Below are 19,796 nucleotides of genomic sequence, written 5' to 3' on the forward strand. Positions count from 1 at the left end.
CCGGAGCGTCAGAGGATGCGCAGCAGGCGGGACGCGATGGACGGCGGGGCCAGGTCCGACTGGAGCGTGACGGGCACCTCGACCCGGTCCTCGCCCTCGCCGGCCGCGATGGTACCGACCTGGGTGCCGGCCTTGGCGGTGTGGCCGAGACCCTCGGTCTTCATGGTCAGCTCGGCCTTGACGCCGGACCAGCCGGCCACCGTCAGGTCCTTGGCCGCGACCACCGGGACGGTGCCGCCGAGGCCGTCGTCCACCTGACCGACCACCTCGCCCTGCTTGGCCAGGGTCTGGCCGGTGAGGCCGTTCTGCGCGCTGGTGATGATCTTCTGGCTGGCCGACTGGGCGGCCTTCAGCAGGTTGTCGGTGGCGGTCGCGGGCTGGCCCAGGGTGACGCCGAGGATCAGCCGCTTGGTGCCGCCGATCTCCTTGGTGGCGGCCCACATCAGGCAGGAGCCGGCCGGGGTGCTGGAGCCGGTCTTGACGCCGATCACACCGTTGCGGGCGGAGAGCAGCCCGTTGGTGTTGTAGATCCGCTGGTTGTTGAAGGTCATGTCCGGGGTGGCGACCACCTGACGGAACACCTCGTCGTCCATCACCGCGCGGGCCAGCTTGAGCTGGTCCTTCGCGGTGCTCTTGGTGTTGTTGTCGTAGCCGGCCGGGTCGGCGTAGGTGGTGTTGGTCATGCCGAGCGCCTTGGCCTCGGCGTTCATCTTCTCCACGAACGCGGCCTCGGAGCCGGCGTCCCAGCGGGCCAGCAGCCGGGCCACGTTGTTGGCCGAGGGCAGCATCAGCAGTTCGAGCGCCTCGTACTGGGTCATCTTCTGACCCTCGGTCAGCTGGGCCCGGGACTCGTCGGTGTTCGCGGACTCGGCGGCGGCCTGCTTGTCGACCGTGATGACCGGGCCCGGCTCACCCTTCCGCAACGGGTGGGCCTTGAGGATCAGGTGGGCGTTCATCACCTTGGTGACGCTGGCGATCGGCGCCGGGGTCTCCGGGCCGGAGCTCCCGAGGGTCCCGACCCCGACCACCTCGGCGGCGGCCTGGCCCTTGGCGGGCCACGGCACCGTCAGCTGGTCCCCGGCGAAGGTGTACGAACCCGCCAGGGAGAGCTTGGTCTTCGGGTCCGGCAGCGGACGGAGCAGCTGGGCCACCACCACCGCACCGATCACCACGGCCAGGAAGACCGTCCAGATGGTGATCCGCTTGACCGCCCGTCGGAACGGCGAGACCGGTCGGGCGGAGAGCGCGGCCAGCACCTCCATCGCCTCGGAGGTGGTCTCCGGCACGGGCAGCGGCTCCGGCTCGACCACCGGCGGCGCGGTCGGCTCGGGCACGTTCCACGCCTGCACCGGCGGCTTGACCGGGGCGGGCTTCTCGAACTTCTCGGCCTGAACGGCCTGAACGGGCGGCACGGGCGGCACCGCCGACGCGGGCGCGGGCGCGACCGGCTCCGCCGGCCGTTCCGGCTGCTCAGCGGGCTCGGGCTCGGCAGCCTCCTCGACGGACCCGACCGACTCGACAGCCGCGACCGGCCCGGCGGGCCCGGCCTCCTCGGCCGCCTGCGGCTCGTCGGCGACCGGCGCCGCGGCGGCCTCCGCAGGCTCCTCCGTCGGTTCCACGGGCTCAGCGCGCTCGGCGGACTCGACGGGCTCAGCGCGTTCGGCGGACTCGACGGGCTCAGCGCGTTCGGCGGACTCGACGGGCTTCGCAGGCTCGGCGGGCTCCACGGGCTCGGCGGACTCGTCCGGCACCCGCAAGTGCGTGGTCGCGTTGTCCACCGGCAGTCTCAGCATGGTGGTCCGGCTGTCCACATCGCGGACCCTCAGCTGGACGGTGGAGCCGTTCGGCACGGTGGCCGGCGCCGCTGCCTCCTCCTCCACCGTTTCCCCGTCACGCCGCACCTTGTCGGGGGACTCGCCCACGTAACCCATCCTCCTCGTCCGCCGGACCGGCCGAACGGATTTTCCGCCCGCCGGTTAGCTCTCCAGTCTCCGCTACCGGGACCGTAACGACCGTCACACCCCGCCCGACCGGCCGTTATTCGCTCGGACCGGCCCGTCGGGGGGCATACCAAGCCTCAGACGCGGGGCCCGGTGGGCCCGGTTCCCGCCCCCACCGCCAGGTCACAATTCGGAGGCGTACTCGACAAGCCGCTGTGAGAGGCGTCACGCTGTCATTCATCCACGCGGGGAGGCTTGGATGGGCAAGAGTCGTAGAACTATTCCCGAGGAACTCCTGTTGCTCGCCCTGGACCCGACCACGGGCACCACGGCGCAGCCGCAGACCCTCGACCTCGGACTCGCCGGGGCACAGCTCGTCGAGCTGTCCCTGGCCGGGCGGATCGTCCCTGACGGGGACCGGATTGCCGTGGTGATGGCACGGCCGACCGGTGATCCGACCCTGGACCACGCACTGGAACTGCTGCGCCGTCGTGGCAGTCCCGTGCGAGCTGCACACTGGATCGGCGGGCCCCGCCTGGGGCTGCGGCAGACCTACCTGGCGCACCTGGAGCGGTGCGGCATGGTGACCGCCGTGCCGGGACAGGTGTGCGGCGTGCTGCCGACGACGCGGTACCAGGCGTCGGACGACTGCACCAACGCCGCCATCAAGCAGCGGCTGGACACCGCGATCCGGACCGGGGTCCCACCGGACCCCAGGACGGCCGCGCTGGCCGCGCTGGCGCACGCCGTCGGCCTGGGCAAGCACCTGTACCCGGGCAACGAGGGCAGGTCGTCGCGGTCCCGGCTGCGCGACCTGATCCGGTACGACCCGCTCGGCGGCATGGTCGCCCACGCGGTGATGGACGTTCAGAACGGCCTGCCCACGCAGGCCCGGGGCGCGGCACCGTCGCGTCCCGCGGCCACCGGGCACCCGGCACCGAGCCGTCCGACCTCGGGCGGCGCCACCGGCCGGGGTCTGGCGGGCAGGGCGGTGGCGCGCTGATCCAGCGCGCGACCGGTCGGCGTGCCGACACGCGCACCAGCTCGCGGGGCGGCCGTCCCAGACAGTCAACTGTCTGGGACGGCCGCCCCGTTGGCGTTCCGGGGACGGCGATCCCCATTACCGCAGCGGGGCACTGCGGCGCAAGGGACGAGATCCCGTTTGAGTGCATTTCAGATGATCCGTTCATGTGCGCAGAGGCCATTCCCGCACGCCAGGACGGGCCGGGATGGCATGCTGCTCCACGTCAGGGGGGTTGGTACCAATTTCCACACTCTTCCGAGGCGCGCCGCACCCCGGTGCGCCAGAGGTACGGCCGGAGGTCGACGTGTCCGCCAACATCAATCCGACGGTCCGGCGCCGCCGGCTCGGCGCCGAACTGCGGCGCCTTCGCGAACTGAGGGGCATGACGGCCGAGGAGGTGGCCGGCCGCCTGATGGTCTCCCAGTCGAAGATCAGCCGCCTGGAGAACGGGCGCCGCTCGATCAGCCAGCGCGACGTCCGGGACCTCTGCGACGTCTACGAGGTCAACGACGAGCGGGTCCGGGCCGGTCTGATGGAGATGGCCAGGGAGTCCCGCCAGCGCGGCTGGTGGCACGAGTTCGGCGACATCCCGTACTCGGTCTACATCGGCCTGGAGGCCGAGGCCAGCTCGATCCGGGCCTACGAGTCCTCGTTCGTCCCGGGGCTGCTGCAGACCCGGGAGTACGCGGCGGCGGTCGTCGAGGGCACTCAGCCGGACACCGACGCCGGGGCGGTGCAGCGGCGGGTCGAGGTGCGGATGAAGCGGCAGAGCCGGATAAACGGTGAGAACCCGCTGGGCAGCCTCTGGGTCGTGGTGGACGAGGCGGTGCTGGCCCGCGAGGTCGGCAGCCCGATGGTGATGGCGGACCAACTGCACCAGCTGATCGAACTGAGCGAGCGTCCGAACATCAACCTGCAGGTCATCCCGTTCCGCCACGGCGCGCATCCCGGCATGACCGGGACATTCTCCCTGATGGAGTTCCCCGAGTCGGCGGATTCGACGGTCGTCTACTTCGAAGGAGTGACGGCCGACCTCTACCTGGAGAAGGACGCCGACGTCCGCCGCTATACCAATCTGTACGACCACCTGCGGGCCGCAGCGCTCAGCGTGGCGGAGAGCCGCACACTGATCCGATCCTATGCAGAGGGGTTCAAGAGATGAGCACCACGTCCACGCAAGGCAGTCTGACCTGGCGCAAGAGCAGCCACAGCGGCGGCAACGGCGCCTGCGTCGAGATCGCCGTGCCGAACGGCTCCACCATCGCCGTGCGGGACTCCAAGGACCCCGAGGGCCCGCAGCTGCACTTCTCGAACGCCGCCTGGGCCGCCTTCGCCACCGCCACCGCGGCCGGCGCCTTCGGGCGGATCTGAGCCTCCCTCAGCAGCCCCCGGAGCACCAGCTCCTGACGCGGCGGGCCCTGGAACGGCAAGCGCCGGAACAGCAGCCCCCGGAACAGCAGGCCCCGGAGCGGTGCCCGGTCAGATCGGGTACCGCTCCGTCCAGGCCCGGCCGCGCAGCTCGCTGCCGTGCAGCAGCTCCAGCACGAAGTCGTCCGCCAGCTCCAGCAACGTCCCCCGGCCCTCCAACTCGGCCACCAGCTCCGGCGGCAGCGCGGTCTCCCCGTGCACCACACCCAGCAGACTGCCGCAGAGCGCACCGGTCGAGGCGCTGTCCCCCGAGTGGTTGACCGCCAGCAGCAGACCGGACTTGAGGTCGTGCGCCACCAGCGCGCAGTAGACCCCGATCGCCAACGCCTCCTCGGCCGCCCGTCCGTCCCCCAACTGCTCCACCCGCTCCGCCCCGGGCTCCCCCGAACGGACCGCGTCCAGGGCCCGGCGCAGCGCGGCCGTGGTCTCCTCGTGCCCCGGGTGGTCGGAGAGCGTGGCCAGCGCCTGGTGCACCCCCTCCTCCAGCGTCCCGCCCCGGGCGGCGGCGTGCACGATCACCGCGAACGCCCCGGCCGACAGGTAGGCCGTGGGGTGACCGTGCGTCAGCACCGAACACTCCACCGCCAGCTGGAAGACCAGCGCCGGGTCCCAGGCCGTCAGCAGCCCGAACGGCGCCGCCCGGACCACCGTCCCGCTCCCCCGGGACTCCGGGTTCCGCGGCTCGCCCAGCGAGCCCGGTCGGTCCGCCTCCGGACCGGACAGCGCCGCCAGCGCGGCCGGGTCCGGCGAACGCCGGGCGTACAGCCACTCCTGACGCCCCAGCCAGCCGAGCTCGGGCCTGCGCTCGTCCGGGCCCCAGTCCTGCTGGGTCACGGCCCAGCGCAGGTAGGCCCGGTGCACGTCGCTCGGCGGGTGCCAACTGCCGCCGTCCCGCTGGGCGTGCGCCCGGATCAGGCCGTCGACGGTGAACAGGGTCTGCTGGGCGCCGTCGGTGACGCTGCCCGGCCGGCCGTAGGCGGCCACGTAGCCCGTCACCCCGTCCGGGCCGTGGGCGGCCCGGATCTTCTCCAGCGAGTCGTCCTCGATCCCGGCCCCGAGTGCGTCTCCCACCGCCCCGCCGAGCAGGCAGCCGCGCACCCGGCTGCGGAAGTCCTGCTGCTGGGCTCGGGACCACAAGGCCATCACGGGTACGGCACCTCTCCTCGACCACTGCCTCGCCCCGCCCCCCGGAGCGCCCTCGCACTGTATTCGAATACCACCCCGGGAGGCGCCGGGGACCGGAACACCAGCTCGTCAACAAAGCGTTGCCGCCTCGTCATCCCGGAGCCACCGGACCGCGCGACGGACTTCCTACGGTCCGCTCCATGACCACCACCCGCACCCGGTTCGCCGTCGCCGTCGCCCTGACCGGCGCCCTCACCCTCGGCACCACCGCGCTGGCCGCCTCCCCCGCCCTGGCCGACTCCACCGGCCGCCACGCCCAGCAGGCCTCCCACCGCATCCCCTTCACCGCCGCCACCGTCACGCAGCGGGCCGACGGCAGCTTCACCCTGACCTGGGCCGCCCCCACCGCCCGCAGGGTCACCGTCTACGCCGGCACCGACCGCGACGCCATCCGCCACCGCACCCCCGTCGCCCGGGGCACCGGCTCGGCCACCGTGACCGTCTCCGGCCTGGCCACCGCCGACCGCTGGTACTTCGAGCTGGTCCCGGACCGGGGCGAGTCGCTGACCGTCGCGGACCGCTCGCTGCACCTGGCCTCGGCCCCCAACTTCCGTGACGCGGGCGGCTACCGGACCACCGACGGCCGCTGGGTGAGGATGGGCGAGGTCTACCGCTCGGACGACCTCTCCAAGCTCACCGACGCCGACCTGGCCAAGCTCCGCCGCCTCGGCATCAAGCAGGTCTTCGATCTGCGCACCCCCGCCGAGCAGAAGGCCGCCCCGGACCGCATCCCGGCCGGGGCCACCGTCACCAACGCCAACGTGCTCGGCGTCGAGGACACCGGGGCGTTCAACGTCACCTCCCCGCAGGCCGCCGTGCAGGCGATGATCGACGCCGAGAAGGTGATGGTCTCGGCGGCCAGCGCCAAGTCCGCCTACCGCAGCGTGCTGCGGGCCGCCGACGACCGGGGCGCGATCCTCTTCCACTGCACCGCGGGCAAGGACCGCACCGGCTGGGCCGGTGCCTCCCTGCTCACCGCCCTCGGCGTCCCGAAGGCCACCGTCGAAGCCGACTACCTGGCCAGCAACGACTACCGGGCCGCCGCCAACGCCGCGATCCTCGCCCACCTCCCGGCGCCCTACCAGGCCGTCTACAAGCCGCTGCTGGACGTCCGTCCGGAGTACCTCAACTCCGGCTACGACGAGGTCACCGCCAAGTACGGCACCTTCGACCGCTACCTGAAGAACGGCCTCGGCCTCGACCGCAACGAGCTCCGCCACCTCCAGGACAACCTCCTGGTCGGCTGACCCGAGCGCACGAGGCCGACGCAGCACCCGGCCTCCCCGGCACGAGACGCATCCAGCGCCCGGTTTCCCCAGCACGAGAACCATGCAGCGCCCGGTTTCCCCGGCACGAGAACCATGCAGCGCCCGGGGGCGCGAGGAACTGCGCGGGTCGGAAGGCGGCCCACCTGCAACTGACCCACCATCAGCCAGTTGCAGGTGCTGCCGTACCCCCGCGCGCAGTTCCCCGCGCCCCCGGGCGCCTGCCCTCTCCCGAACGTCGCGTCCGGTAGCTGCACTCCCGGACGGCGCGGCGCGGTAGCTGCCCTCCCGGACGCCGGCCCGCGCTGACTGCCCTCCCGAAGGCCGCGCCGCGCTGACTGCCCTCCCGGACGGCGCGCCGCGGTGCATCCGTCCTCAGTCGAGGACCGGCAGCAGTGCCGGCAGGTGCCCGTCCGAGGCCAGCGCCGCCGCCCGCCGCTCCGCCGGGACCTCGCCGTAGGTGGTGGTCCGCTGCCGGTGCGGCCGGCCGGCCGCCTCCGCGATGGCCTCCAGCTGCCGGACCGACTTGTAACTCCCGTACGACGAACCGGCCATCCGCGAGATGGTCTCCTCCATCAACGTCCCGCCCAGGTCGTTCGCCCCCGAGCGCAGCATCTCCGCCGCACCCTCCGCCCCGAGCTTGACCCAGCTGGTCTGCACGTTGCGGATGTGCGGGTGCAGCAGCAGCCGCGCCATGGCCATCACCGCCCGGTTGTCCCGGGCCGTCGGCCCGGGCCGGGCGATCCCGGCCAGGTAGACCGGGGCGTTGGTGTGGACGAACGGCAGCGTGACGAACTCCGTGAAGCCGCCCGTCCGTTGCTGGATCTCGGCCAGCAGCCGCAGGTGCGCCAGCCAGTGCGACGGGTTGTCGACGTGCCCGTACATCATCGTGGAGGAGGACGGCAGCCCCAGCTCGTGCGCGGTGCTGACCACCTCCACCCAGGTCGCGGCCGGCAGCTTCCCCTTCGTCAGGATCCACCGCACCTCGTCGTCCAGGATCTCCGCGGCCGTCCCGGGGATCGAGTCCAGCCCGGCCTCCTTGGCCGCCGTCAGCCACTCCCGGATCGAAAGACCGGTCCTGGTCGCCCCGTTGACCACCTCCATCGGGGAGAAGGCGTGCACGTGGATGCCGGGCACCCGGGCCTTCACCGCCCGGGCGATGTCGAAGTAGGCGGTGCCCGGCAGGTCCGGGTGGATGCCGCCCTGCATGCAGACCTCGGTGGCGCCCACCTCCCAGGCCTGCTCGGCCCGGTCGGCGACCTGGTCCAGCGAGAGGGTGTAGGCGTCGGCGTCGGTGCGCCGCTGGGCGAAGGCGCAGAACCGGCAGCCGGTGTAGCAGACGTTGGTGAAGTTGACGTTCCGGGTGACGCAGTAGGTGACGGTGTCCCCCACCGCATCCCGCCGCACCGCGTCCGCGATGGCGCAGAGCGCGTCCAGCGCCGCCCCGTCCGCCTCGAACAGCGTCAGCGCCTGGGCGTCCGTCAGCTTCTGCGGATCGTCGGCGGCCTGTGCCAGCGCGGCCCGGACGTCCCCCGGCAGCCGCTCGGGTGCGGCCAACCCGGCCGCCTGCTCGCGCAGTTCGGCCCAGTCCCCGTAGACCTCCTCGAAGTCACCGCGCCGGTCCCCGGTGCGCCCGGTCTCGTCGATCTCCCGGTGCAGCTCGGTCCGGCCGCGGGCGGTGAGCGGCTCGTCCGGCTCCTGCCAGGGCAGCCCGACCGGCCGGGCGTCCTCCCGGGCCAGGCCGGTCTCCGGATCGGCCAGGGCCCGTACGTGCGGCAGGACGCGCGGGTCGAGCCACGGCTCGCCGCGCAGCAGGTACTCCGGGTAGACCGTCAGCCGCTCGCGCAGCGCGAAGCCCTCGGCGCCGGTCCGCGCCGCCAGCTCCTCGATCTGCGGCCAGGGCCGCTCCGGGTTCACGTGATCGGGCGTCAGGGGCGAGACCCCGCCCCAGTCGTCGATGCCGGCCCCGATGATCAGCGGGAGCTCGCCGTCCACCAGGTTCGGCGGGGCCTGGATCCGGGCGCCGGGGCCGAGTACCAGCCGGGCGACCGCGATGCAGGCGGCCAGCTCCTCCAGCTCCGCGTCCGGCATCGCCCGCATCGCGGTGTCGGGCTTGGCCCGGAAGTTCTGCACGATGACTTCCTGGACGCCCTGGTAGCACCGGGCGGTGCGGCGGATCGCGAACAGCGCGTCGGCCCGCTCCTCGTACGTCTCTCCGATGCCGATCAGCACGCCGGTGGTGAACGGCACCGCACTGCGGCCGGCGTCCTCCAACACCCGCAGCCGGACGGCCGGTTCCTTGTCCGGCGAGCCGTGGTGCGGGCCGCCGGGCTCGGACCAGAGCCGGGTGGCGGTGGTCTCCAGCATCATGCCCATCGAGGGGGCGACGGGCTTGAGCCGCTGGAAGTCGGTCCAGCTCAGCACCCCGGGGTTGAGGTGCGGCAGCAGGCCGGTCTCCTCCAGCACCCGGACCGCCATCGCCCGCACGTAGGCCAGGGTGTCGTCGTAGCCGTGCGCGTCCAGCCACTCCCGGGCCTCGGGCCAGCGGTCCTCGGGCCGGTCCCCCAGGGTGAAGAGGGCCTCCTTGCAGCCGAGCGCGGCGCCCTGCCGGGCGATCTCCAGCACCTCGTCGGGCGAGAGGTAGAGGCCGTGGCCGTCCTTGCGGAGCTTGCCGGGCACGGTGACGAAGGTGCAGTAGTGGCAGCGGTCCCGGCAGAGCCGGGTGAGCGGGATGAAGACCTTCTTCGAGTAGGTGATCACCCCGGGCCGCCCGGCCGCCAGCAGCCCCTGGTCGCGGACCCGGGCGGCGCTCGCGCACAGGTCGCGCAGCTCCTCGCCCCGGGCCTGGAGCAGCACCGTCGCCTCGGCGGCGTCCAGCGCCACCCCGTCCCGCGCTCTGCGCAGCGCACGGCGCATCGAGTTGGCGGTGGGGCGGGGATCGGTAGCGTCCATGGGCCGACGATAACGGGTGGCGGCTCGCCCGTTCGTCCTGCCGGACGACCCGACCCTGAGACGTGCTCAGGGTCACGTGCGACGCTGGGTGTAGACGGATCCGGCCCTCTGGAGCGATGCCGCGGGGCCGCCTCCCGGGGTCCAATGGAGCGGTAGCACGGTAGTTCTGACGCCTGATGAGGGGTAGGAAGTCATGGAACGGACCACGCGACGCAAGGCCGCCAGGGTGCTGGTGCCCGCCGGTGTGGTGGCACTGGCCGCCGCCGGGATCGGTCTGGTGCCCGCGATGGCCGGGGAGTCCGGGCCGAAGCTGCCCGAGCTGACCGCGGAGCAGGTGGTCGCCAAGGCGCTCGGCTCCGACGCCCGGGCGCTCTCCGGCACGGTCAAGATCAAGGCCGACCTCGGCCTGCCGACCCAGCTGCTCGGCGGCGGCCTGCCCGGCGGCGCGGCCGGCGGCCACGGCGGCGAGCGGGGCGGCTCGTCCGCCGACCCCGGGTCCAAGCTGCTCCAACTCCTGGGCGGTGAGCACACCCTGCGGATCGCGGTGGACGGCCCGGACCGCCAGCGGCTCGGCCTGATCGGCGGTCTGTCCGGCTACGAGCTGGTGCACGACGGCGCCGAGGCCTGGGCCTGGGACAGCAAGAGCAACGAGGCGGTGCACCTGACCGGCCTCGGCGCGGCCGAGCAGGCGAAGCCGGAGCTGCCGCTGCCGGTCACCCCGCAGGAGGCGGCGAAGAAGTTCCTGGAGCTGGGCGCGGGGACCACCGAGGTCGCGGTGGCGGGCACCACCACCATCGCCGGCCAGGACGCCTACGAGCTGCGGGTGAAGCCCGAGCAGAGCGGCTCCACCATCACCGAGGTCCGGATCGCCGTCGCGGCGGAGAACGGCGTGCCGCTCGCGGTGCAGGTCAGGGCCGGCTCCACCAAGGTGCTGGACGCCCGCTTCAGCGAGGTCTCGTTCGCCACCCCGTCGGCCGACACCTTCCGCTTCACCGCCCCCAAGGGCGCCAAGGTGACGGAGCAGCAGGCCGACGGGGCCGGCCACGACGCCGCCCGCGGGCAGGCCGCCCCCTCCCCGGAGGAGCCGGCGAAGGCCGGGAAGGCCGTCGAGGACGGCGGCTTCCGGGTCACCGGCAAGGGCTGGACCACCGTGCTCAGCGCCAAGCTCCCGAGCGAGGCGGCCGGTGCTCCCGGCGGCGAGGCCGGCGGCTTCGCCAAGGCGCTCGGCAAGCCGGTCGGCGGCGGCCAACTGATCTCCACCAAGGTGGTCAACGTGCTGCTCACCGACGACGGCCGGGTGTTCGCCGGCGCCGTCACCCCGCAGGTGCTGCAGAGCGCGGCCGGGGCGAAGTAGCGGGCACCTCCCCGGTCGGGCCGGATCGGCGGGCGTCGCCACGGCGCGTGCGCCGGTCCCGCTGGTGCCGCCGGTGCCGCCGGGGAGGAAGCCCCTGACCGGGACCGGCGACCGACCAGAGAACGCCGGGCCGCGCGCCCCGATGGCGCCCGGCCCGGCCCTGCCGAGGAGGAAGACCCGGATGACCGACCTGCTGGAACGGCCGGACGGCCGGGCGGCTGCGGGCCGCCCGGCCGCTCCGGCCGAGGTGATCCGCACCCGGGGGCTGACCAAGCGCTTCCCCGGCGGCCAACTCGCCGTCGACGGGCTGGACCTGACGGTCCCCCGGGGCAGCGTCTTCGGCTTCCTGGGGCCGAACGGCTCCGGCAAGACCACCACCATCCGGATGCTGCTCGGCCTGATCACCCCGAGCTCCGGCGAGGCGGTGGTGCTCGGCGAGCCGATGCCGCGCGGCACCGCCGCCGTGCTCCCCCGGGTCGGCGCCCTGATCGAGGGCCCGGCCCTGTACGGCTTCCTGACCGGCCGGGACAACCTGGCCCGGTTCGACGCGGCCGATCCGACCACCGACCCGCGCACCCGCGCCCGCCGGGTGGCCGAGGCGCTCGACCGGGTCGGCCTGACCGCCGCGGCCGGCAAGAAGGCCCGCGCCTACTCGCTCGGCATGAAGCAGCGGCTGGGGCTGGCCTCGGCCCTGCTGCGCCCGCGCGAGCTGCTGGTGCTGGACGAGCCGACCAACGGCCTGGACCCGCAGGGCATGCGGGAGATCCGGGCGCTGATCCGGGAGTTGGCGGCCGAGGGGGCCACGGTCTTCCTCTCCTCGCACCTGCTGGACGAGATCGAGCAGGTCTGCACGCACGCCGCCGTGATGTCCAAGGGCCGGCTGCTGGTGCAGGGCACGGTGGCCGGGCTGGCCGCCCGGGCGCAGGGCCGCCTGGTGGTCCGCACCCCGGACGTGGCGGGGGCCGCCGAGGTGCTGACTCGACATCAGGTCCCGGGCGTGCAGGGCGGCGAGGGACGGCTGACCGCCGACGCACCGCCCGACGAGGCGCTGCCCGGGCTGTGCGCGGCCCTGGTCGCGGCGGGCGTACGGGTGCAGGGCTTCGCGGTGGAGCGCGGCACGCTGGAGGACGCCTTCGTGGCGCTGACCGGAGAGGGTTTCGATGTCGCAGGCTGAGCTGCTCCCCGACGGACCGCCGCCGGCTCCCGACGGACCGTCACGGAGGCCCGGGGCGGGGCACCGGACGCCCGGCACCCTGGCCGCCGCGCTCTCGCCCTCGCTGCTGCGCAGCGAGCTGGCGCTGACCTTCCGGCGGGCCCGCACCGTCACCCTGCTGGCCATCCTGGCCGGGCTGCCGGTGCTGATCGGCTCGGTGATCAGGTGGCAGACCGACGGCGAGGGCGGCGGTGGCGGCCCGGCCTTCATCGCCCAGGTCACCCAGAACGGCATGTTCCTGGTCTTCACCTCGCTCGCCGTCACCCTGCCGGTCTTCCTGCCGATGACGGTCGGCGTGGTGGCGGGCGACGCGATCGCGGGCGAGGCCTCGGCCGGCACCCTGCGCTACCTGCTGGTCGCCCCGGCCGGGCGGACCAGGCTGCTGGTGGCCAAGTTCCTGGCCGGGCTGGCGTTCTGCCTGGGCGCCACCCTGACGGTGGCGGCCTCCGCGCTGGCCACCGGCGCGGTGCTGTTCCCGCTGGGCGACGTCACGCTGCTCTCCGGCGACACCATCGGGCCGGGCGAGGCCCTGCTCCGGGCGGTGCTGGTGGCCCTGGTGGTGGCGGCCTCGCTGGCCGGGCTGGTGGCGGTCGGCCTGTTCGTCTCCACCCTGACGGGCAGTGGGATCGCCGCGATGGCCACCACCGTGGTGCTGGTGATCACGGTGCAGATCCTGGACGCCTTCCCGCAGTTGCACGCGATCCAGCCCTACCTGCTCACCCACCACTGGCTGAGCTTCGGCGACCTGCTGCGGCAGCCGATGTACTGGGACGAGGTGCTGAAGAACCTCGGGCTCCAGGCGCTCTACGTGGCGGTCTTCGGCTCAGCGGCCTGGGCCCGATTCACGGCCCGCGACGTCACTTCGTGAGCTGGCCGCCGCACAGGCCAGCACCGGCAGCTGCGCGGGCGCGACCAGGAACAGCGGGGACCAGCCGTGGCAGACCAGCCGGACCCCGGCGGTCAGCCCGTGCAGCCGGGCCCGGTGCGAGCCCTTGAGCTCGACCCGGTCGAGCCGGCTGGGGGCCTGCAGGGTGATCGGCGGGCGGCCGGGGCGCTGCCAGCGGATGGTGACCGGGCCGCCGGGGCGGTCGGCGCTCAGCAGCAGTTCGCCGGTCTCGGCGGCGTCCATCTCGCGCCGCACGGCGGGCACCCGGAGCGCTCCTCCGGAGGCCAGCACGGCGGCTCCGTCGGCCGCCGCCGACCGGCGGAACGGCCGGGGCAGGGCCCGGGGCAGCGGTGCCTTCAGCGGGACCATCGCGACTCCTCCCGTGGCCCTGGCGAGGGGGTGCCAACCCGCCGCCGTCGGCTGCGGGCACCCCGGACGTTAGCAGGGTTGCGGGCGGCTTGAGGAGATCTCGAAACGAGTTGTTCACCGTCCGCCGGAAGCTGACGGAGCGTCAGTCGGCGCACCCCTGGAGCACCGTCCGCTCCGGCTCGCGGACGGGGGTGGGCAGGGCGTCCGCGAGCTCCGCCCGGCTCACCCGCAGCCGGTGCAGCGCGTCGAAGGTGAGCAGTGCCAGCGCGGCCCAGACCAGCGCGAAGCCGGCCCAGCGGGCGGGCGGCATCTGCTCGTGGAAGACCGTGATGCCGAGCAGGAACTGCAGCACCGGGGCCAGGTACTGGAGCAGCCCCAGGGTGCTCAGCGGCACCCGGACGGCCGCGGCCCCGAAGCAGAGCAGCGGGACGGCGGTGATCACGCCGCTGAGCATCAGCAGCCCGGTGTGGCCGAGGCCCTCGGTGCCGAAGCTGCCCCGGCCGGTGACGCCCAGCCAGACCAGCAGGCCGACCGCGAACGGGAACATCGCGGCCGTCTCCAGCGCCAGGCTCTCGGTGCCGCCGAGTGCCACCTTCTTCTTGAGCAGCCCGTAGGTGCCGAAGGAGAAGGCCAGCACCAGGGCGATCCACGGCAGCCGCCCGTACCCGGCGGTGAGCACCGCGACCGCCAGCACGCCGATCCCGACCGCCACCCACTGGGCCCGGCGCAGCCGCTCGCCCAGCAGCAGCACGCCGAAGCCGATGGTCACCAGCGGGTTGATGAAGTACCCGAGGCTGGTCTCCACCACGTGCCCCGAGTTCACTCCCCAGATGTAGACGCCCCAGTTGACCGAGACCACCAGGGCGGCGAGCACCGAGAGCGCCAGCCGGCGCGGCTGGCGCAGCAGCGGGCGTATCCAGGACCACTTGCGCAGCACCGCCAGCATCACCAGGACGGCCACCAGCGACCAGGTCATCCGGTTGGCCAGGATGTCGAGCGCGCCGCTCGGCTCCAGCAGCGGCCAGAAGAGCGGGAAGAGGCCCCAGATCCCGTAGGCGGCGAATCCGTACCCGAGGCCGGCGGCGTTGCCACCGGCCTGTTGCTGCTCTGCCATCGACCGGCCTGCCCTCCGCGCGCGCTGCTCTCGGGACGAAGGTAGCGGGCGGAGGGGCGGGGTGTCATCCCTGAATCCGGGTTTTGCTCATGACAGGGACCGGATGCCGGGCCGGCGTCCCACCCCTCGGGACGCCGGCCCGGAGCCGGGTCAGAGCGCGGCGGCCACCGTCGCGGCCAGCGGGGTGGTCGGACGGCCGATCAGCGTCGACAGCACGCCCTTGTCCCGGTCCAGCTCGCCCCGGGCGATGGCCGCGTCCACGTCCACCAGGATCGCGGCGAAACCCTCCGGCAGGCCGGCCCCGACCAGGATCTCCCGGTGCGTCTCGGCCGGGACGTCCTGGTAGCCGACCGGCTTGCCGGTGTGCGCGGCCAGCGCGGCGGCGTACTCGGAGAAGCTCCAGGCCTCGTCCCCGCTCAGCTCGTAGACGGCGCCCTCGTGGCCCTCGCCGGTGAGCACCGCGACGGCCGCGTCCGCGTAGTCCTGCCGGGCGGCGGTGGCGATCCGGGCGTCGCCGTTGCTGCCGACCACCGCGCCGTGCTCGACCGCGACGGCCGCGTTGGCGGTGTAGTTCTCGGTGTACCAGCCGTTGCGCAGCAGCACGAAGGGGAGACCGGAGGCGCGGATCGCGGCCTCGGTCGCCTGGTGCTCCTCGGCCAGCCGGAAGGTGGCCTCGTCCCCGCCGAGGATCGAGGTGTAGGCGAGCAGCCCGACCCCGGCGGCCTTCGCGGCCTCGACCACGGCGGTGTGCTGCGGCACCCGCGAGCCGACCTCGCTGCCGGAGATCAGCAGCACCCGGTCACCGGCCTCGAAGGCGGTGGCCAGCGTCTCCGGGCGGTTGTAGTCGACCTCGCGGACCGTCACGCCCTCGGCGGCCCAGTCGGCGGCCTTCCCGGCCGAGCGGACGGCGACCGCCAGCTCGCTCGCGGGCACCTTGGCGAGCAGGCCCTCCACCACGAGGCGGCCGAGCTGTCCGGTGGCTCCGGTGACGACGATCATCAGGTACTCCCTGGTCGGTGTGGTCTTGCGCTTTCCACACTCACCGTATGTACTGCACTTACCAATCGGAAGTACGCACTTTGAAGTAGGGTACTGACATGAAGGTAAGTGTCGAAGCACTGGTCCACGCCCCCGACGTGAACGACCGGATGTGCCCCTCGCGCGGCGTGCTGGAGCACGTCACCAGCCGCTGGGGCGTGCTGGTGCTGATCGCGCTGGCCGAGCGCGAGTACCGGTTCAGCGAGCTGCGCCGCCGGGTGGCCGGGGTCAGCGAGAAGATGCTCGCCCAGACCCTGCAGACCCTGGAGCGGGACGGCTTCGTCGAGCGCGAGGCGCACCCGGTGATCCCGCCGCGGGTGGACTACCGGCTGACCCCGCTCGGCCGCGAGGCCGCCGACATGGTCGGCGGCCTCGCGCACTGGGTCGAGCGGCAGACGCCCGGCGTGCTGGCGAACCGTCAGGCGTACGACGCGCGCTGACGGCCGCCCGTGACCGTCAGGCCACCGTCCAGGTGTCCCGGCCGGTGAGCAGCCCGGCCAGGTCGCCCCGGCCGTGCTGCTCCTCCGCACGCTCCAGCTGACCGGTCATCAGCTCGTCGTAGACGGGCCGCCCGACGCTGCGCAGCACCCCGATCGGGGTGTGGTGCAGGGTGTCCGCGTCGGCGATCCGGGAGAGCGCGAAGGCGTGCGCCGGGTTGGCGTGGTGGGCGTCGTGCACCAGCACCTCACCCCGGTTGGCCTCGGTCACCTCGGCCACGTACAGCTCGCCGGTGGGGCCGCGGAAGACGCCCCGGCCGGCGAAGGTGACCGGCTGCCCGTGCTCCAGCCGGATCAGCGCCTCGTCCCGGGTGCCCGGGTCCTTGAGGATCTCGAAGGCGTTGTCGTTGAAGATGTTGCAGTTCTGGTAGATCTCCACCAGTGCGGTGCCCCGGTGCTCGGCCGCCGCCCGCAGCACCGAGGTGAGGTGCTGGCGGTCGGAGTCGATGGTCCGGGCGACGAAGGTGGCCTCGGCGCCGATGGCCAACGAGAGCGGGTTGAAGGGGTGGTCCAGCGAGCCCATCGGGGTGGACTTGGTGATCTTCCCGACCTCGCTGGTGGGCGAGTACTGACCCTTGGTCAGCCCGTAGATCCGGTTGTTGAAGAGCAGCACCTTGAGGTTGACGTTGCGCCGCAGCGCGTGGATCAGGTGGTTGCCGCCGATCGACAGCGCGTCCCCGTCCCCCGTCACCACCCAGACGCTCAGGTCCGGCCGGGAGGCGGCCAGGCCGGTGGCGATGGCCGGGGCGCGGCCGTGGATCGAGTGCATCCCGTAGGTGTTCATGTAGTACGGGAAGCGCGAGGAGCAGCCGATGCCGGAGACGAAGACGGTGTTCTCCCGGCGGATGCCGAGCTCCGGCATGAACGCCTGGACGGCCGCCAGGATGGCGTAGTCACCGCAGCCCGGACACCAGCGCACCTCCTGGTCGGTCTTGAACTCCTTGGCGCTCTGCGGCCCGTCGGCCTTGGGCACCAGTCGAAGGCTCTCCATCAGTTCTCCTCCAGGGTGCCGATGGCGGCGGTCAGCACGTCCGCCAACTGGGCCGCCTTGAACGGGAGTCCGCGCACCTGGTTGTAGGACTGGGCGTCCACCAGGTAGCGGGCCCGCAGCAGCAGGGCGAGCTGACCGAGGTTCATCTCCGGCACGATCACCCGGTCGTAGGCCTTCAGCACCGCCCCGAGGTTGGCCGGGAAGGGGTTGAGGTGGCGCAGGTGCGCCTGGGCCACCTGCCCGCCGTCGGCGCGCACCCGGCGGACGGCGGCGGTGATCGGGCCGTAGGTGGAGCCCCAGCCGAGCACCAGGACGCGCGCGCCCTCCGACGGGTCGTCGACCACCAGGTCCGGGACGGTGATGCCGTCGATCTTGGCCTGCCGGGTGCGGACCATGAAGTCGTGGTTGGCCGGGTCGTAGGAGATGTTCCCGGTGCCGTCCTGCTTCTCGATGCCGCCGATCCGGTGCTCCAACCCCGCCGTGCCGGGCACCGCCCACGGGCGGGCCAGCGTCTGCGGGTCGCGCTGGTAGGGCCAGAACGAGCCGTCCTCGCGATTCGGTCCGGTGGCGAAGTCCGGTGCGATCTCCGGGAGTTCGTCCACCGCCGGGATGCGCCACGGCTCTGATCCGTTGGCCAGGTAGCCGTCGCTCAGCAGGAACACCGGGGTCCGGTAGGTGACCGCGATCCGGGCCGCCTCCAGCGCCGCGTCGAAGCAGTCCGCCGGGGTGGCCGGCGCCACGATCGGCACCGGCGCCTCGCCGTTGCGGCCGAACATCGCCTGCAGCAGGTCGGCCTGCTCGGTCTTGGTCGGCAGCCCCGTGGACGGCCCGCCACGCTGGATGTCCACCACCAGCAGCGGGAGTTCGAGCGAGACCGCCAGCCCGATGGTCTCCGACTTCAGCGCCACGCCCGGCCCGGAGGTGGTGGTGACACCGAGCGCCCCGCCGAAGGCCGCCCCCAGCGCGGCGCCGATCCCGGCGATCTCGTCCTCGGCCTGGAAGGTCCGCACGCCGAAGTTCTTGTGCCGGGACAGCTCGTGCAGGATGTCCGAGGCCGGGGTGATCGGGTAAGACCCGAGGAAGAGCGGCAGCCCCGAGCGCTCCCCCGCCGCGATCAGCCCGTAGGAGAGCGCGAGGTTCCCAGAGATGTTCCGGTAGGTGCCGGGCGGCAGCTTGGCCGGCGCGACCTCGTAGGAGACCGCGAAGTCCTCGGTGGTCTCGCCGAAGTTCCAACCTGCCTGGAAGGCAAGGATGTTGGCCTCGGCGATGTCGGGCTTCTTGACGAACTTCCGCCGCAGGAACGCCTCGGTCCCCTGGGTCGGCCGGTGGTACATCCAGGACAGCAGCCCGAGCGCGAACATGTTCTTCGCCCGCTCGGCGTCCTTCCGGGCCAGCCCGGAGTCCTTCAGTGCCTCCAGGGTCAGCGTGGTGAGCGGCACCCGGTGCAGGTGGTACGCCTCCAGCGAGCCGTCGGTGAGCGGGTCGGCGGCGTAGCCGACCTTGGCCAGGGCGCGCTTGGTGAACTCGTCGGTGTTGGCGATGATCTCGGCGCCGCGCGGCAGGTCGGCCAGGTTGGCCTTGAGGGCGGCGGGGTTCATCGCCACCAGCACGTTGGGCGCGTCGCCCGGGGTCAGGATGTCGTGGTCGGCGAAGTGCAGTTGGAAGGACGAGACGCCCGGCAGGGTGCCGGCGGGGGCCCGGATCTCGGCCGGGAAGTTCGGCAGGGTGGAGAGGTCGTTGCCGAAGGACGCGGTCTCCGAGGTGAAGCGGTCCCCGGTGAGCTGCATCCCGTCGCCGGAGTCCCCCGCGAAGCGGATGATCACCCGGTCGAGCTTCCGGACCGGCTTCGCCGCCGCGCGCTGCCGCACACCCGGTGGCGAGGCCGGGCCCGCCCGGCCCTCGTCGTCCGAGCCGTCCACTGCCTCTGCCTGATCCACCTGACTGGTCACTGCCGCGGACCTCCTCGTGGGCGCCAGCCGCGGGCGTGAGCCGTGTGCCCCGTCCGCCTGGTGCACCGTTTCGCATCCTAGGCGGCCGGACCTCCGCTGGACCGTAACTCGCACCAACCGGAGGCGTCCCCTCCTCCGGGCAACATCCACCCGCACACGATCGATACCCATCCGATCAACCCCGAAGCCACCCGATCACCCCACCCGACCAGCCCTTACCCACCCGCCGCGCCCGGGCTGCCCCGGCTGCCCGGAGGCAGTCAGGGGAACTGCGCGAACCGGAAGACACAAACCCGTGTGCCGGGTACGGCGAACCACCTGCAACCGAGCCTCCGCCCCCGGCACACAGCCCGCCGCGTTCCCCCGCGCGCCGTTCCCCGCGCCCCCGAGCACCTGCCCTACCGCCCCACCTGTTCGATCGCCCGGGCTGCCCGCAGGGCAGTCAGGGGCGCGAGGAACTGCGCGAACCGGAAGACACAAACCCGCGTGCCGGGCACGGCGAACCACCTGCAACCGAGCCTCCGCCCCCGGCACACAGCCCGCCGCGTTCCCCCGCGCGCCGTTCCCCGCGCCCCCGAGCACCTGCCCTAC

16 protein-coding genes are annotated in these 19,796 nt (G+C 73.2%); 8 read left to right on the forward strand and 8 right to left on the reverse strand.

Annotation, left to right across the window (positions count from 1 at the left end; translation table 11 throughout):
- Positions 1-8: 8 nt before the first annotated feature.
- Entirely contained in the window at positions 9-1,922 is a 1,914-nt protein-coding gene (locus tag ACIRBX_RS28880) for a D-alanyl-D-alanine carboxypeptidase (RefSeq protein ID WP_402301046.1), read from the reverse strand.
- Between the two features lie 277 nt (positions 1,923-2,199).
- On the opposite strand from ACIRBX_RS28880, the gene ACIRBX_RS28885 reads away from it, so the two are divergent.
- From ACIRBX_RS28885 to ACIRBX_RS28895, 3 genes are all read left to right on the forward strand, one after another.
- On the forward strand, positions 2,200-2,943 hold the full coding sequence (locus tag ACIRBX_RS28885) for a GPP34 family phosphoprotein (protein WP_402301048.1): 744 nt from the start codon (positions 2,200-2,202) through the stop codon (positions 2,941-2,943).
- 325 nt (positions 2,944-3,268) lie between these two features.
- Positions 3,269-4,126, forward strand: coding sequence for a helix-turn-helix domain-containing protein (locus ACIRBX_RS28890; RefSeq protein WP_402301050.1), 858 nt, complete (start codon positions 3,269-3,271; stop codon positions 4,124-4,126).
- The gene (locus ACIRBX_RS28895; RefSeq protein ID WP_402301052.1) at positions 4,123-4,335 is read left to right on the forward strand and encodes a DUF397 domain-containing protein; all 213 of its coding nucleotides are present in this window, start codon (positions 4,123-4,125) and stop codon (positions 4,333-4,335) included. Before ACIRBX_RS28890 ends, ACIRBX_RS28895 begins: the two co-directional genes overlap by 4 nt.
- Before the next feature lie 108 nt (positions 4,336-4,443).
- On the opposite strand, the gene ACIRBX_RS28900 is transcribed toward ACIRBX_RS28895, so the two are convergent.
- Positions 4,444-5,535 carry an ADP-ribosylglycohydrolase family protein gene (locus tag ACIRBX_RS28900; RefSeq protein WP_402301055.1) on the reverse strand — a complete coding sequence of 364 codons (1,092 nt, stop codon included), beginning with the start codon at positions 5,533-5,535 and terminating at the stop codon, positions 4,444-4,446.
- Positions 5,536-5,717: 182 nt separating this feature from the next.
- On the opposite strand from ACIRBX_RS28900, the gene ACIRBX_RS28905 reads away from it, so the two are divergent.
- Entirely contained in the window at positions 5,718-6,824 is a 1,107-nt protein-coding gene (locus ACIRBX_RS28905; protein ID WP_402301058.1) for a tyrosine-protein phosphatase, read from the forward strand.
- Positions 6,825-7,217: 393 nt separating this feature from the next.
- Here the strand turns inward: ACIRBX_RS28905 and ACIRBX_RS28910 are convergent, their stop codons facing one another.
- On the reverse strand, positions 7,218-9,794 hold the full coding sequence (locus ACIRBX_RS28910; protein WP_402301061.1) for a bifunctional FO biosynthesis protein CofGH: 2,577 nt from the start codon (positions 9,792-9,794) through the stop codon (positions 7,218-7,220).
- A 193-nt stretch (positions 9,795-9,987) separates the two neighbouring features.
- On the opposite strand from ACIRBX_RS28910, the gene ACIRBX_RS28915 reads away from it, so the two are divergent.
- From ACIRBX_RS28915 to ACIRBX_RS28925, 3 genes are all read left to right on the forward strand, one after another.
- Positions 9,988-11,148, forward strand: a complete 1,161-nt coding sequence (locus tag ACIRBX_RS28915) for an outer membrane lipoprotein carrier protein LolA (RefSeq protein WP_402301063.1) — start codon at positions 9,988-9,990, stop codon at positions 11,146-11,148.
- Positions 11,149-11,329: 181 nt separating this feature from the next.
- Positions 11,330-12,322 carry an ABC transporter ATP-binding protein gene (locus ACIRBX_RS28920; RefSeq protein WP_402301066.1) on the forward strand — a complete coding sequence of 331 codons (993 nt, stop codon included), beginning with the start codon at positions 11,330-11,332 and terminating at the stop codon, positions 12,320-12,322.
- Positions 12,309-13,229, forward strand: a complete 921-nt coding sequence (locus ACIRBX_RS28925; RefSeq protein WP_402301069.1) for an ABC transporter permease — start codon at positions 12,309-12,311, stop codon at positions 13,227-13,229. Before ACIRBX_RS28920 ends, ACIRBX_RS28925 begins: the two co-directional genes overlap by 14 nt.
- Here the strand turns inward: ACIRBX_RS28925 and ACIRBX_RS28930 are convergent.
- The 3 genes from ACIRBX_RS28930 to ACIRBX_RS28940 form a co-directional block, all read right to left on the reverse strand.
- The gene (locus ACIRBX_RS28930; RefSeq protein ID WP_402301072.1) at positions 13,185-13,616 is read right to left on the reverse strand and encodes a hypothetical protein; all 432 of its coding nucleotides are present in this window, start codon (positions 13,614-13,616) and stop codon (positions 13,185-13,187) included. The genes ACIRBX_RS28925 and ACIRBX_RS28930 overlap by 45 nt on opposite strands.
- Positions 13,617-13,758: 142 nt before the next feature.
- A complete protein-coding gene (gene rarD / locus ACIRBX_RS28935) occupies positions 13,759-14,730 on the reverse strand; it encodes an EamA family transporter RarD (RefSeq protein ID WP_402301075.1) in 972 nt (323 codons plus the stop codon).
- A gap of 150 nt (positions 14,731-14,880) precedes the next feature.
- Positions 14,881-15,732: an SDR family oxidoreductase gene (locus ACIRBX_RS28940; RefSeq protein ID WP_402301246.1), complete on the reverse strand. Its 852-nt coding sequence runs from the start codon at positions 15,730-15,732 to the stop codon at positions 14,881-14,883.
- 95 nt (positions 15,733-15,827) lie between these two features.
- Between ACIRBX_RS28940 and ACIRBX_RS28945 the strand changes: the two genes are divergently transcribed.
- Complete coding sequence (locus ACIRBX_RS28945) at positions 15,828-16,208, forward strand: winged helix-turn-helix transcriptional regulator (RefSeq protein ID WP_402301078.1); 381 nt, start codon at positions 15,828-15,830, stop codon at positions 16,206-16,208.
- A gap of 16 nt (positions 16,209-16,224) precedes the next feature.
- On the opposite strand, the gene ACIRBX_RS28950 is transcribed toward ACIRBX_RS28945, so the two are convergent.
- Both ACIRBX_RS28950 and ACIRBX_RS28955 read right to left on the reverse strand, forming a co-directional pair.
- Positions 16,225-17,256, reverse strand: coding sequence for a 2-oxoacid:ferredoxin oxidoreductase subunit beta (locus ACIRBX_RS28950; protein WP_402301081.1), 1,032 nt, complete (start codon positions 17,254-17,256; stop codon positions 16,225-16,227).
- A complete protein-coding gene (locus tag ACIRBX_RS28955; RefSeq protein WP_402301249.1) occupies positions 17,256-19,124 on the reverse strand; it encodes a 2-oxoacid:acceptor oxidoreductase subunit alpha in 1,869 nt (622 codons plus the stop codon). The genes ACIRBX_RS28950 and ACIRBX_RS28955 overlap by 1 nt, the downstream gene beginning before the upstream one ends.
- Positions 19,125-19,796: the final 672 nt, after the last annotated feature.

This window comes from Kitasatospora sp. NPDC096147, assembly GCF_044763225.1.
Lineage (GTDB): Bacteria > Actinomycetota > Actinomycetes > Streptomycetales > Streptomycetaceae > Kitasatospora.

Coding starts and splice junctions, on each gene's coding strand:
- ACIRBX_RS28885 (WP_402301048.1), top strand. CDS start 2,200: ATGGGCAAGAGTCGTAGAACTATTCCCGAGGAACTCCTGTTGCTCGCC.
- ACIRBX_RS28895 (WP_402301052.1), top strand. CDS start 4,123: ATGAGCACCACGTCCACGCAAGGCAGTCTGACCTGGCGCAAGAGCAGC.
- ACIRBX_RS28900 (WP_402301055.1), bottom strand. CDS start 5,535: ATGGCCTTGTGGTCCCGAGCCCAGCAGCAGGACTTCCGCAGCCGGGTG.
- ACIRBX_RS28905 (WP_402301058.1), top strand. CDS start 5,718: ATGACCACCACCCGCACCCGGTTCGCCGTCGCCGTCGCCCTGACCGGC.
- ACIRBX_RS28910 (WP_402301061.1), bottom strand. CDS start 9,794: ATGGACGCTACCGATCCCCGCCCCACCGCCAACTCGATGCGCCGTGCG.
- ACIRBX_RS28915 (WP_402301063.1), top strand. CDS start 9,988: ATGGAACGGACCACGCGACGCAAGGCCGCCAGGGTGCTGGTGCCCGCC.
- ACIRBX_RS28920 (WP_402301066.1), top strand. CDS start 11,330: ATGACCGACCTGCTGGAACGGCCGGACGGCCGGGCGGCTGCGGGCCGC.
- ACIRBX_RS28925 (WP_402301069.1), top strand. CDS start 12,309: ATGTCGCAGGCTGAGCTGCTCCCCGACGGACCGCCGCCGGCTCCCGAC.
- ACIRBX_RS28930 (WP_402301072.1), bottom strand. CDS start 13,616: ATGGTCCCGCTGAAGGCACCGCTGCCCCGGGCCCTGCCCCGGCCGTTC.
- rarD (WP_402301075.1), bottom strand. CDS start 14,730: ATGGCAGAGCAGCAACAGGCCGGTGGCAACGCCGCCGGCCTCGGGTAC.
- ACIRBX_RS28945 (WP_402301078.1), top strand. CDS start 15,828: ATGAAGGTAAGTGTCGAAGCACTGGTCCACGCCCCCGACGTGAACGAC.
- ACIRBX_RS28950 (WP_402301081.1), bottom strand. CDS start 17,256: ATGGAGAGCCTTCGACTGGTGCCCAAGGCCGACGGGCCGCAGAGCGCC.